This is a genomic window from Gluconobacter sp. P5B12 (assembly GCF_018812035.1).
Classification (GTDB): Bacteria; Pseudomonadota; Alphaproteobacteria; order Acetobacterales; family Acetobacteraceae; genus Gluconobacter.
Window position 1 is genome coordinate 106,638 of sequence record NZ_JACRVV010000001.1, and the last position, 13,056, is coordinate 119,693.

The 13,056-nt window shown below is 58.0% G+C and carries 11 protein-coding genes; all 11 read left to right on the plus strand.

Going from position 1 to position 13,056, the window contains the following annotated elements; translation table 11 throughout:
* Window positions 1-67 precede the first annotated feature (67 nt).
* The 11 genes from KP702_RS00425 to gap all read left to right on the plus strand — a co-directional run bounded on the left by KP702_RS00425 (window position 68) and on the right by gap (window position 13,053).
* Entirely contained in the window at window positions 68-1,639 is a 1,572-nt protein-coding gene (locus KP702_RS00425; RefSeq protein ID WP_215768344.1) for an acyl CoA:acetate/3-ketoacid CoA transferase, read from the plus strand.
* A 44-nt stretch (window positions 1,640-1,683) separates the two neighbouring features.
* A complete protein-coding gene (locus KP702_RS00430) occupies window positions 1,684-2,943 on the plus strand; it encodes a glycerate kinase (RefSeq protein WP_215768345.1) in 1,260 nt (419 codons plus the stop codon).
* 160 nt (window positions 2,944-3,103) lie between these two features.
* Window positions 3,104-4,246: an acyl-CoA dehydrogenase family protein gene (locus KP702_RS00435; protein WP_046900154.1), complete on the plus strand. Its 1,143-nt coding sequence runs from the start codon at window positions 3,104-3,106 to the stop codon at window positions 4,244-4,246.
* Window positions 4,243-5,010 (plus strand): 3-ketoacyl-ACP reductase, encoded by a 768-nt coding sequence (locus tag KP702_RS00440; protein ID WP_215768346.1) that lies wholly within the window; start codon window positions 4,243-4,245, stop codon window positions 5,008-5,010. Before KP702_RS00435 ends, KP702_RS00440 begins: the two co-directional genes overlap by 4 nt.
* Before the next feature lie 9 nt (window positions 5,011-5,019).
* The gene (locus tag KP702_RS00445) at window positions 5,020-6,168 is read left to right on the plus strand and encodes a dihydrodipicolinate synthase family protein (RefSeq protein WP_215768347.1); all 1,149 of its coding nucleotides are present in this window, start codon (window positions 5,020-5,022) and stop codon (window positions 6,166-6,168) included.
* Between the two features lie 2 nt (window positions 6,169-6,170).
* Window positions 6,171-7,028, plus strand: a complete 858-nt coding sequence (locus KP702_RS00450) for a sugar phosphate isomerase/epimerase (protein ID WP_215768348.1) — start codon at window positions 6,171-6,173, stop codon at window positions 7,026-7,028.
* 16 nt (window positions 7,029-7,044) lie between these two features.
* Window positions 7,045-7,806, plus strand: a complete 762-nt coding sequence (locus tag KP702_RS00455; protein ID WP_203548268.1) for an electron transfer flavoprotein subunit beta/FixA family protein — start codon at window positions 7,045-7,047, stop codon at window positions 7,804-7,806.
* Window positions 7,806-8,732 carry an electron transfer flavoprotein subunit alpha/FixB family protein gene (locus KP702_RS00460; protein WP_215768349.1) on the plus strand — a complete coding sequence of 309 codons (927 nt, stop codon included), beginning with the start codon at window positions 7,806-7,808 and terminating at the stop codon, window positions 8,730-8,732. The genes KP702_RS00455 and KP702_RS00460 overlap by 1 nt, the downstream gene beginning before the upstream one ends.
* 34 nt (window positions 8,733-8,766) lie before the next feature.
* Window positions 8,767-10,419 (plus strand): electron transfer flavoprotein-ubiquinone oxidoreductase, encoded by a 1,653-nt coding sequence (locus KP702_RS00465; protein ID WP_252348481.1) that lies wholly within the window; start codon window positions 8,767-8,769, stop codon window positions 10,417-10,419.
* A gap of 122 nt (window positions 10,420-10,541) precedes the next feature.
* Entirely contained in the window at window positions 10,542-11,942 is a 1,401-nt protein-coding gene (locus KP702_RS00470) for a sugar porter family MFS transporter (protein ID WP_099210947.1), read from the plus strand.
* Between the two features lie 91 nt (window positions 11,943-12,033).
* On the plus strand, window positions 12,034-13,053 hold the full coding sequence (gene gap, locus KP702_RS00475; RefSeq protein ID WP_202206258.1) for a type I glyceraldehyde-3-phosphate dehydrogenase: 1,020 nt from the start codon (window positions 12,034-12,036) through the stop codon (window positions 13,051-13,053).
* Window positions 13,054-13,056: the final 3 nt, after the last annotated feature.

Genomic DNA, 13,056 nt, shown 5'->3' on the forward strand with positions numbered 1-13,056 from the left:
CCTAATGCATCGCGATTTTTACAAGATCATAAGTAACTAACAAGATAGTTATAGTGGATCAAAGGCAATGACCAAGACCAGAACCGCAGCGGAAGCCGTCAGTCTTATCAAGGATGGTTCCACCATTGCGATCAACGCATCGTCCGGGCTTCTGTGCCCCGACGATGTTCTGAAGGCGCTCGGGGAGCGTTTTGAAAAGGAAGCGGCCCCGAAGAACCTGACGACGATCCATCCGATCGCGACGGGTGACATGTTTGGGACCAAGGGCGTGGATCATATCGCCCAGCCTGGCATGATCAAAAAGATCATCGGCGGGTCTTATCCGTCCGGTCCCAGCAATGCTGAGCCACCGCTTATCTGGCAACGCATTCTGGCCGAGGACGTCGCCGCTTATAACCTTCCATCTGGCGTTATCTTCGACATGCTGCGTGAAGGTGCGGCCCTGCGTCCCGGCGTCCTGACAAAAGTTGGTCTCGATACATTCGTAGACCCGAAGCGGGAAGGCGGGGCGATGAATGAGACCGCACGCTCCAATCCCATCGTGCGTCACATGGACTTCGAGGGCGAAGACTGGCTGTATTTCCCGGCGCTGAGGCCGGACGTTGCCATCATTCGTGCTTCGACAGCGGACGAGAATGGCAATCTGACATTCGAGCAGGAAGGTGCCACCCTTGGTGCCATGGAAATGGCTCTGGCGGCTCATAACAATGGTGGGCTGGTCATCGCGCAGGTTCGGCGCGTGGCAGAACAGGGCACGTTGAAGCCGCATGACGTCAAAGTGCCGGGTATTCTGGTGGACGTTGTTGTGGAAGCCCCGGATCAGTTGCAGACGACTGCTACGCCTTATGATCCTGCAATTTCTGGTGAGATTTTCCGGCCTCTGTCGTCCTTCGCTATTCCGGATTTCAATCCGGGCAAGGTGATTGCGCGACGTGTGGCGCAGGAGCTGAAGGATGGCTGGGCCGTCAATATCGGCTTCGGTATTTCCGCCAATGTGCCGCGCATCCTGCTGGAAGAAGGGCTGCATGGTAGCGTGACATGGGTTATCGAACAGGGACCGGTTGGCGGCGTTCCGCTGCTGGACTTCAAGTTCGGTTGCGCGAGTAACGCCGAGGCGTTTGTGGCCTCTCCTCATCAGTTCAGTTACTTCCAGGCGGGCGGCTTTGATTGCTCCCTGCTGTCCTTTCTTGAGATCGGGGCTGATGGGTCGGTCAATGTCAGCCGCCTTGCTGCCACGCCGCATCGGACGGCAGGGGCGGGCGGTTTCGTAGACATTACGGCACGGGCCAAGCGCATCATCTTCTCAGGCAATTTCAATGCCGGAGCCAAGATGCACATCGAGGACGGCCGTCTCGTGATTGATCGGGAAGGCAAGATTTCCAAGATCGTGCCAGAGGTGGATCAGGTCAGCTTCTCAGGGCGCAGAGCCACCGAAACAGGACAGGACGTCACCTACGTGACGGAACGCTGTGTTCTCAAGCTTCTGAACGGTGAACTGACGGTCACGGAAATCGCGCCGGGCATCGACTTGCAGAAAGACGTGCTCGATCAGGCATCGACGCCTCTGAAGGTTTCTCCTGAACTGAAGGAAATGGATGCCGTTCTGTTCAGGGATACCGTGATGGGGCTCGAGCTCTGAACGCCCCAGGCCGTCTTTTCCGTGAGTGGAGTCTGAAAGAAGCCATGACAGTCGACGATCACAGTTTCCTGACAGGTCTGTTCAATGCCGCCATTACTGCAGCTGATGCAGACCTCGTGCTGGCTGCCAATCTGCCGGAACGCCCGAAAGGCAAGACGGTCGTGGTTGGGGCCGGGAAGGGGGCAGCCCAGCTTGCAGCAGCTTTCGAGCGCGTGTGGGATGGTCCGCTGGAAGGCGTTGTCGTCACCCGTTATGGCTATGGCTACCCTACAGAACAGATCCGCGTTCTGGAGGCTTCCCATCCGGTTCCGGATCAAGCCGGTCTGGCTGCAACGGCGGCTTTATTTGAGGCGGTGCGTGGATTAGGTCCGGATGATCTGGTCGTTGCACTGATCTGCGGGGGCGGCTCGGCCTTGCTGCCGTGCCCGCCAGAAGGGTTCACGCTGGAAGATGAGGCGGAGCTCAGCCGGGTTCTCCTGTCTTCTGGCGCGCCGATCTCTGTCATGAACAGCATCCGCAAGCAGTTTTCGGGGATTAAGGGCGGTCGTCTGGCCGCTGCGGCTTCCCCGGCGAGAGTCGTTTCACTCATAGTTTCGGATGTACCGTTTGATGATCCGGCACAGGTGGCCTCTGGACCAACCGTGCCTGATACAAAAACACGCGAAGACGCGCGGCATATGGCCAAGGCCTGGAAGCTCGCACTGCCGTCTAAAGTGCAGGCATGGCTCGACGGAGAACTGGGGCAGGCGCCGCGTCCGGAAGATCCGGCATTCGCCGGGAACGAAGTTCGTATCGTGGCGTCGGCTCATCTGTCTCTTGAGGCAGCCGCCGCAGCGTCCCGGAATCTTGGAATTCCAGCTGTTATCCTGTCCGACGCGATTGAGGGGGAAGCCCGGGATGTCGGGAAGGTCCATGCAGCGATTGCGCGTGAAGTGATTATTCGTAATCAGCCATTCCAGAAGCCGGTTGTCATCCTCTCGGGGGGAGAAACAACGGTGACATTGCGTGGACGTGGACGGGGTGGTCGCAACACGGAGTTTCTCCTGTCGTTTGCGCTCGCGGCTGAAGGGCTCCCGGTTTCCGCACTCGCTGCGGATACAGATGGAATTGACGGGTCTGAGGACAATGCCGGTGCCTTTGCAGATGGCGAAAGTATGGGACGACTGCGCGCGCGCGGGATCAATCCGTCGGTCCTGCTGACGGAAAACGACGCCTATACTGCCTTTGAGGCATTAGATGACCTATTTGTGCCAGGCCCTACCGGGACAAACGTCAATGATTTTCGCGCTATTCTGCTGAGGTAGAAAAAGATGGCGAAGTAAAAACTGTTCCTTAGTGAGAACGAATTCATTCTGAGTATTATGAATATCAAGTTCTTTTGATTTCAAAACGCAGAATGGCCTTGAAAACAAATCAGTCACCATACTAACTAACTGGTTAGTTACTAATTAAGGGAATCGGGTTATGTTTCTCAATGAAATGCAGGAGCAGGTTCGCGAGACCACACGGTCCTTCGTGGATGAAGTCATCCGCCCTGCTGCTGAGGCCCTCGACCGTGAAGAACGCTTTCCGGCCGAAATTTACGAGGAAATGGGCCGTCTTGGCCTGTTCGGCATTGCTGTTCCGGAAGAGCTCGGAGGGCCTGGCTTCGATACCCTGACCTATGCCGTCGTGATGGAAGAACTGTCCCGCGGCTATGCCAGTATCGCCGATCAGTGTGGCCTGGTGGAACTGATTTCCACGCTTCTGGTGCGTCACGGCACGGATGAGCAGAAGAAACTGCTGCCAGACATTCTCTCCATGAAGCGCAAGGTTGCTTACTGCATCACTGAGCCGGAAGCCGGCACGGACGTGTCCGGCATTCGCACCACAGTTGAACGTGATGGCGATGGTTGGATTCTGAACGGCGGCAAAATCTGGATCCATAACGCCCCGGTGGCGGATCTCGGGTTCGTTCTGGCGCGGACGGACAAGGAAGCCGGAAACCGTGGCATGTCCATTTTCATTGTGGACCTGCATGCCAAAGGCGTTGAGCGCGGCCCGAAAGAGCACAAGATGGGTCAGCGGGCCAGCCAGGTTGGTGCGCTTGATTTCTCCGATGTGCGCCTCGGCCCGGATGCTCTTCTGGGCGAGATGAACCGGGGCTTCCACATGATGATGAGTGTGCTGGACAAGGGGCGTGTTGGCATCGCAGCGCTCGCTGTTGGGATCGCACAGGCTGGTCTTGAAGCCGCTGTCGATTATGCCGGAACGCGCAAGCAGTTCGGCAAGCACATCTCCGAATTCCAGGGTGTTCAGTGGCTTCTGGCCGATATGGCCAAGGACATCGAAGCGGCCCGTCTGCTGGTTCATTCCGCCGCGGTGAAGATCGATAACGGTCAGGACGCCACTCGCTCTTGCTCCATGGCAAAATGCTTTGCTGGTGACGTGGCTGTGGCCCGTACGGCGGATGCAGTTCAGGTCTTCGGTGGCTCCGGTTACATTCGTGGCTTTGAAGTTGAGCGTCTGTATCGCGATGCCAAGATCACGCAGATCTATGAAGGCACGAACCAGATCCAGCGCATGATCATTGCGCGTGAACTGCTCAAGAAGGGCGCCCGTACATGAGACAGGTCGCTCTCGTCACCGGCTCTTCACGCGGGATCGGCCTGGCCGCCGCGGAATCGCTCGCTAAAGAAGGATTTTCTTTAGCGGTAAACGGGCCGGTTGATGATGCAGAACTGCGTGCAGCCGTGGCCCGTCTGGAAGGGCTGGGTGCCAAGGTTGTAGCCGCCCCGTTCGATGTGTCCGACATCAGCGCCCATGAGGGTGTTCTGGCGCGGATTGAGGACGAACTCGGCCCGCTGACAACACTGGTGAACAATGCGGGCGTCGGCGTTCTCCAGCGGGGTGACCTGCTGGACGTGTCCGAAGCAAGCTGGGACCGCTGCCTGATGATCAACGCGAAAGCGGTATTCTTCCTGTCACAGGCTTTCGCAAAGCGCCTTCTGAACCGGGAACGGTCAGCCGATGCGTTCCATTCGATCGTCAACGTCACATCGTCAAATGCGACGGCTGTGGCAGTGCAGCGGTCTGAATACTGCGCGTCAAAGGCTGCGGCGGCCATGGTGTCCAAGGCTCTGGCTGTGCGTCTCGGGATCGAGAATATCGCGGTTTATGACGTTCAGCCTGGCCTGATCGCTACAGAAATGACGGCTGCCGTCATTCAGCACTACCGCCAGCGCGCGGAAGAGGGGCTAACCCTGCTTCCGCGTGTTGGAGAGCCCTCGGACATGGGGCGCATCATTGCGGCCCTTGCCACCGGGAAACTGCCTTACACCACAGGCCAGGTCATTTCGGCAGATGCCGGAATGCTTGTGCCGCGCTTCTGAGAAACGGTTATGAAGATCATCCTGCCCGACGAAACCGGCCGGAAGATGGATTACCATCTGATCGGTACTCCTGTTCCTCGCAGTGTCCTTCCGGCCAATCCGGCCCGGATCGTCTATTCGGCGGCCCATGTCGTCGCTGATCCGTTCACGGATAATGCACCGTCCGGCCGCGCAACGATCGACTGGAAGAAGACGCTTGAGTTCCGTCGCTATCTCGTTGGCATGGGCCTCGGAATTGCTGAAGCCATGGATACGGCCCAGCGCGGCATGGGGCTGGACTGGCCCGGCGCGCTGGATCTGATCCGTCGCACCAAGGCCGAACTGCCGGATGCGATGGTCGTGAACGGTGCGGGGACAGACCATCTGGACCCGAAGGATGCACGGTCCGTCGATCATGTTCTCGCGGCGTACATGGAACAGGTCGAGGCGATCCAGAAGGTTGGCGCACGCGTCATTCTGATGGCCAGCCGTGCCCTCGTTCGCGTGGCGTCCAGTGCTGAGGACTATAAGCGGGTCTACCGCGAAGTGCTCTCTGCCTGTGATGAGCCTGTCGTTCTGCACTGGCTGGGCAAGGATTTCGACCCGGCTCTGGCAGGCTATTGGGGCACGGATGATTTCAATGAGGCGCTGGAAACAGTCCTGAGCATCATTGAAGAAAACGTTGCGAAGGTGGACGGCATCAAGATTTCCCTTCTCGACAAGGAGAAGGAAATCATCATGCGTCGTCGCCTGCCCAAGGGCGTGCGGATGTATACGGGTGATGACTTCAATTACCCGGAACTGATCGCCGGTGACGAGCAGGGCTACAGCCACGCGCTTCTAGGCATTTTCGATCCGATTGCACCGCTGGCGGCGCGTGGTGTGAAACTGCTTGGCGAGGGGGACGTGAAAGGTTTTCACGACGCACTCGACCCGACTGTTCCACTCGCTCGTGTGATCTTTCAGGCCCCCACACAGTACTACAAGACGGGCGTGGTGTTTCTGGCCTGGCTGAATGGCTTTCAGGATCACTTCGTCATGCTGAATGGTGCGCAGTCCATGCGGTCCCTCCAGCATTTCACGGAGATCTTCCGTCTCGCTGATGGCTGCGGCCTGTTGCGGAACCCGGATCTGGCTGTGCACCGCATGAAGTCCCTTCTGTCGGTGTACGGGGCCTGATCATGCGGGACGTTCGCCACGATCATTCGGCTCTCGCCCTCAATACCGCAACGCTTGGCCATAATGTGCCGGGTGTCGGGGCAGGGTGGTCACCGGAACAGACGATCGACGCCTGTGCTGAACGTGGCATCGGCGGGATCGTGTTCTGGCGGCGGGAGATCGAGGGCCGGGCTGCGGAAATTGGAGACCGGGCGCGTCAGGCCGGGGTGCAGGTTGTCGGCCTGTGCCGGACGCCCTTTCTGGTCGGTCCGCTGGGGCTTCAGAGCGAAGAGGCAATCCTGTCGGATTTCCGTCAGTCCATCGATCAGACAGCCGCGCTCGGAACCGATGTTCTGACCATCGTTGTCGGTGGTGTGGAAACCGGCACGAAGGGCGTGGCTCACAGCCTGGACATCGTGGCGGACCGGATGGCGAAGGCCATTCCCTACGCTGAAGCCTGTGGCGTGAAACTCGCATTGGAGCCGCTGCATCCGGCCTATGCCGGAGACCGTTCCTGCCTCACGACCACCCGTGACGCCCTGGATCTGTGCGACCTTCTGGCGTCGGATAGCGTGGGCGTTGCGATCGATATCTACCATGTGTGGTGGGACACGGACCTGCCACGCCAGCTCGCTCGTGCGGGAAACCGCATTCTGGGCTTTCACCTCTGTGACTGGCTCGTTCCCACAACCAACATCCTGCTTGACCGCGGGATGATGGGGGACGGCGTTGCGGACCTGCGGGGGATCCGCAGGGAGGTGGAAGCCGCCGGGTATTCCGGCTTCTGCGAGGTGGAAATCTTTTCCGCGAATAACTGGTGGAAGCGCCACCCGGCTGACGTGCTGGACACGATGGTCGAACGCTTCCGCACTGTCTGCTGACCCATCGGAGGGCATCATGAAGATCCTCGTCCCTGTCAAACGTGTCGTCGATTACAACGTCCGCATCCGCGTAAAGGGTGACGGATCTGGGGTCGAGCTTGCGAACGTCAAGATGTCGGTCAATCCGTTTGACGAAATCGCCATCGAAGAGGCCGTCCGTCTCAAGGAAAAAGGCATCGCCACGGAAGTGGTCGCTGTTTCTATCGGTGTGCCGCAGGCGAAAGAAACACTGCGCACCGTGCTCGCCATGGGCGCGGACCGTGCCATTTTCGTCGAAGCAACGACGGATGTGAATGTGGATATTGAGCCTCTCGCTGTCGCCAAACTGCTGGCGAAGGTGATTGAGGATGAGAAACCAAACCTCGTCATCGCAGGCAAACAGGCCATCGATAATGACATGAACGCGACTGGTCAGATGCTTGCCGCCCTGCTGGGCTGGGGCCAGGCCACCTTCGCATCATCCGTCGAGATTGAGGGCGACAGTGCAACCGTCAGCCGTGAGGTTGATGGTGGTCTTCAGACCATCCGCGTGAAGCTGCCCGCCATCATCACGTCGGATCTGCGCTTGAACGAGCCGCGCTATGTCGCTCTGCCCAACATCATGAAGGCCAAGAAGAAGCCGCTCGAAGAACGCAAGGCGTCTGACCTCGGCGTGGATATTGCGCCACGTCTGAAGGTTATTCGCACGGCTGAACCGCCTCAGCGTCAGGCTGGTGTGAAGGTCAGTTCCGTTGATGAGCTGGTTTCGAAACTCAAAAATGAAGCAGGAGTGATCTGATGTCTGTTCTGCTGCTCGCTGAAGTGGCTAACGGCCACCTCGTAACCGATACCGTTGCCAAGGCCCTGTCTGCCGTCAAAGCGCTGGGCGATGTGACGGTTCTTGTTGCTACCCAGAACGGCGCGGAAGCTGCCGCCGAAGCTGCAAAGCTTGAGGGTGTCTCCAAGGTCCTGCTGGCGGATGATGCGTCTCTGGCTCATGAACTGGCTGAACCTGTCGCCGCCCTCATTGTGTCTCTGGCAGCCGGGTATAGCCATATCGCTGCGGGCTCGACGGCGTTCTCCAAGAATGTTCTGCCACGCGTTGCCGCTCTTCTGGATGTCATGATCCTGTCAGACGTAACGGCTGTGAAGGATGCCGAGACGTTCGATCGTCCGGTCTATGCCGGCAATGCGATCCAGACGGTGCAGTCCTCCGATCCGGTGAAGGTTTTCACCATTCGTACGGCGGCCTTTTCGGCTGTTGGTGAAGGTGGCTCAGCCAGTGTGGACAATGTCTCCGTGCCTGCTGATCCGGGTCTCTCGTCCTGGGTGGAAGACAAGGCAGTTGAATCCGAACGTCCGGAACTGACGGCAGCCAAGAATATCGTCTCAGGCGGCCGTGGCGTCGGATCGAAAGAGAACTTCGACACCATCGCCAAACTTGCGGACAAGCTGAATGCCGCCATCGGCGCCAGCCGTGCTGCTGTTGATGCCGGATACGCGCCGAATGACTGGCAGGTTGGGCAGACGGGCAAGATCGTGGCGCCTGATCTGTACATCGCAGTCGGTATTTCCGGGGCGATCCAGCATCTGGCGGGCATGAAGGATTCCCGGGTGATCGTCGCCATCAACAAGGACGAAGACGCCCCGATTTTCCAGGTCGCGGATTATGGGCTGGTGGGAGACCTCTTCACCATCCTTCCCGAACTGACGGCAAAACTCTGACAGGCCCCGGCAGCCTGCAGGGAGGAGAAAGACCATGACTACGATCGAACGGGAAAGCATGGACTATGACGTTGTCATCGTCGGCGCTGGCCCTGCCGGTCTCTCCGCGGCGATCCGGCTCAAACAGAATGAGCCGGACCTCTCCGTGGTCGTACTGGATAAAGGGTCTGAAGTCGGGGCGCATATCCTGTCAGGCGCGGTCATTGATCCGTGCGCGCTGGATGTGCTGCTTCCCGAATGGCGGACCATGGACGCGCCCATCACCGTGCCGGTAAGGGAAGACAATTTCTTCCTGCTGACGGAAAAGAGCCAGATCCGCCTGCCGAATGTTCTGATGCCAAAGCTCATGGACAACCACGGGAATTACATTGTCTCGCTGGGGAATGTCTGCCGCTGGCTGGCACAGGTCGCAGAGGGCCTGGAAGTGGAAATCTTCCCCGGTATGGCAGCAAGCGAAGTCGTTTATGACGATCAGGGTCGCGTTACGGGTGTGGTGGCTGGCGAGTTCGGTAAAAACCCGGATGGAACGCCGGGGGATGCTTACGAGCCTGGTATGGAACTGCGCGGGAAATACGTGTTCTTCGCCGAAGGTGCGCGGGGATCACTGGCCCGGCAGCTGATGGATCGTTTCGCGCTTTCCGAGGGCAAGGACCCGCAAAAATTCGGGCTGGGCCTCAAGGAAATCTGGGAGATCGATTCCGCCAAACATCATGAAGGCACAGTCACACACACCATGGGCTGGCCGCTGAATAGCAAGGCGGGCGGTGGGTCCTTCATCTACCATCTCGACAGCAATCAGGTCTGCGTCGGGTTTGTCGTCCATTTGGGCTATGAAAACCCGTATCTGGACCCATACCGTGAGTTTCAGGAGTTCAAGCACCACCCGATGGTGGCCGAACTGCTGAAAGGCGGAAAACGCGTGGCTTATGGTGCGCGTGCGCTATCCGAAGGTGGCTGGCAGTCCATTCCGAAAGTGACTTTCCCTGGCGGCGTTCTGCTCGGGTGTTCCGCCGGGCTTGTGAATGTTCCGCGCATCAAGGGCAGCCATAACGCCATTTTCTCCGGCATTGCCGCTGCCGATGCGGCCCGCGCAGCGCTGGCGGCTGGGCGCGCTCAGGATGAACTGACGGATTATGAGGAAGAACTGCGAAACGGCCCTGTCGGGACAGACTTAAAGGCCGTCCGTAACGTCAAACCTCTGTGGGAGCGGTTTGGCCTCCTGGGCGGTGTTGCGCTCGGTGGTCTGGATATGTGGATGACAACTCTGACCGGACACTCTCCCTTCAGAACGCTCGGACACGGAAAGTCCGATGCCGCGGCAACAGGGTTGGCTGCCAGTTTCAAGCCGATTGAATATCGCAAGCCGGACGGGCAACTCAGCTTTGATCGCACAACCAATGTGGCGTTTGCCTTCACCAACCACGAAGAACGCCAACCCTGCCATCTGACACTCCGTGATCCATCCATCCCAATCCAGGTGAACCTGCCGCTCTACGCTGAGCCTGCCCAGCGTTACTGCCCGGCGGGCGTGTATGAGGTTCTGCGTCCGGAGAATGAACAGCCACGGTTCCAGATTAACTTCCAGAACTGTGTGCATTGCAAAACCTGCGACATCAAAGATCCAAGCCAGAATATCGTTTGGACAACGCCGCAGGGAGGCGATGGCCCGAACTATCCAAACATGTAAATTCAAATAAAAAGAAATACAACCTGTCTCTTTTATTTGATTTTACTTGAATAAACAACCTGAGAACATGCTGCGTTGAAAGACTATTCCCATAATGGGAATCTGAATTAAGGAATAAGGCAATGAGTGGCATCGACCTTTCGGCACCACCGCCGCCAGTGTCTCTGAATGGTAAAAGTGTCCTGACGGCAATTCTGGCTGCTGTTGCGGGTCTGATGTTTGGTCTCGATCTGGGTGTGATTTCAGGGGCTCTGAAATTCATCGGTCTGGAATTCAACGTCACGGACTTCGGCAAGGAGTGCATCGTCTCATCGATGATGGTTGGTGCGGCGGTAGGTGCCGTCTGCGGTGGGCGCCTGTCCTATCTCTTCGGCCGGAAGCGCCTGCTGCTGTCTTCAGCTGTCCTGTTTGTTCTCGGGTCGCTGTTGTGTGCGCTGGCAACATCCGTCACGCTGCTGATTGTGGGGCGTATGGTGCTTGGCGTGTCTGTTGGCATCGCAAGCTTTACCGCTCCACTTTATATCTCCGAGATTGCGCATCAGCACTACCGTGGGTCTCTGATCTCGGTTTACCAGCTCATGATTACGGTCGGGATTTTTGTAGCGTTCATTTCTGATGCGCTGCTGGCTTATTCCGGCTCATGGCGCTGGATGCTCGGCATTGTCGCTATTCCAGGCGTCGTGTTTCTGCTTGGCGTGCTGCTGCTGCCTGACAGCCCACGTTGGCTCGTATTGCGGGGCCGTAAGGACGAAGCTTTTACGGTTCTGCATCAGCTGCGTGGCCATGAAGGCGACGCACGCGCCGAGATCTCGGACATTGAAGAGCAGCTTGCGCAGATTGAAGGCGGCTACGGCCTGTTCAAGGCCAACGCAAATTTCCGCCGCTCTGTTTTTCTGGGCATCCTGCTCCAGACCATGCAGCAGTTCACGGGCATCATCGTGGTGATGTACTACGCGCCCCGCATTTTCGAAGTCGCAGGTTTTGGCGATAACGCAGCCATGTGGGGTACGGCCATTGTCGGTCTGGTGAATGTGCTGTCGACGTTCATTGCCATTGGCTTCGTGGACAAATGGGGCCGTCGCCCGATGCTGATTGCCGGCTTCATCATCATGACGATCGGCATGGCTTCAGTTGGGACGCTGCTCTACTTCGGAACCGGCAATAGCGAACTTGCGCGATATGGCGCCGTGATCATGCTGCTGGCCTTCATCGTCGGATTTGCGTTCTCTGCCGGTCCGCTGGTGTGGATCCTGTGCTCGGAAGTTCAGCCCATCAAAGGGCGCGATTTCGGCATCGGTTGCTCCACCTTCACGAACTGGGTCACGAACATGATCGTCGGCCTGACGTTCCTGACGCTCCTGAACACCATCGGGAATGCCCAGACCTTCTGGATGTACGCGGCGTTCAATGCGTTCTTTATCTACCTCACCCTGAAATTTGTGCCTGAAACGCGCGGTGTTTCCCTTGAGCAAATCGAGCGGAACCTGATGGCGGGCAAGCCACTCAACCGGATCGGTCTGTGATCCTGCCCCTCGGCACGACTGTCCCGGCGCTTTCACACCTGCCGGGACAAACCGCCTTTGCGGCGGTTTTCCCTGACGGAGACCAAAGACAATGACAGTAAAGATCGCCATTAACGGTTTTGGCCGTATTGGCAGACTGGCCCTTCGCAGCATTCTTGAAAGCGGCCGGGATGACGTTGTGCCCGTCGCCATCAATGGCCCTGGGTCCGTTGAAGACAAGATTCACATGCTGACGTATGACAGCGTGCATGGCCGCCTGCCAGGGGAAGTCCACGTCGAAGGCGATATGCTGACCCTGACCCATAACGGGCGGTCTTACGGTCCCATTCGCATTTCATCCGAGCGTGACCCGTCGAAGGTGCCATTTGACGGTGTTGATGTAGCCCTTGAATGTTCCGGCCTGTTCACCACCAAGGAAAAAGCCTCCACGCTTCTTCAGGCTGGTGCCCGGAAAGTCCTGATTTCAGCGCCTGGCACCGATGTGGACGCAACCATCGTCTACGGCGTGAACAATGACATGCTGAAGCCGGACATGACGGTCATTTCCAATGCCTCCTGCACAACGAATTGTCTGGCGCCGCTCGTGAAAGTGCTCGACGACAATTACGGTATCGAGTGCGGATACATGGTGACGATCCACTCTTTCACCGGAGACCAGCAGATCGTTGACCGGCGCCATAAGGACCTTCGCCGGGCCAGAGCCGCGTCGCTCAACATGGTGCCTACGTCCACGGGGGCGGCCAAGGCAATTGGTCTGGTTCTGCCGCACTTGAAGGGTCGGCTGGATGGCACGTCCATTCGCGTGCCAACGCCTAATGTTTCTCTAGTATCGTTCGACTTCCTGTCCCGCCGTCCACCGGAAACGGCCAAAGACGTCAATCGCGTCATGCAGGAAGCTGCTTCGGGCCCCTTGAAAGGTGTGCTGGCCTATAGCAGTGCCCCATTGGTCAGTAGCGACTTCAACCATTCACCCGCATCTTCGAATTTTGACGCCACGCAGACGGCCATCATGGAATGTGGTCGAATGGTTCGCGTCTGCTCATGGTATGACAATGAATGGGGCTTCTCGAACCGCATGATCGATACAGCTGTTCTGTTCGGCTCCCTGTAAACG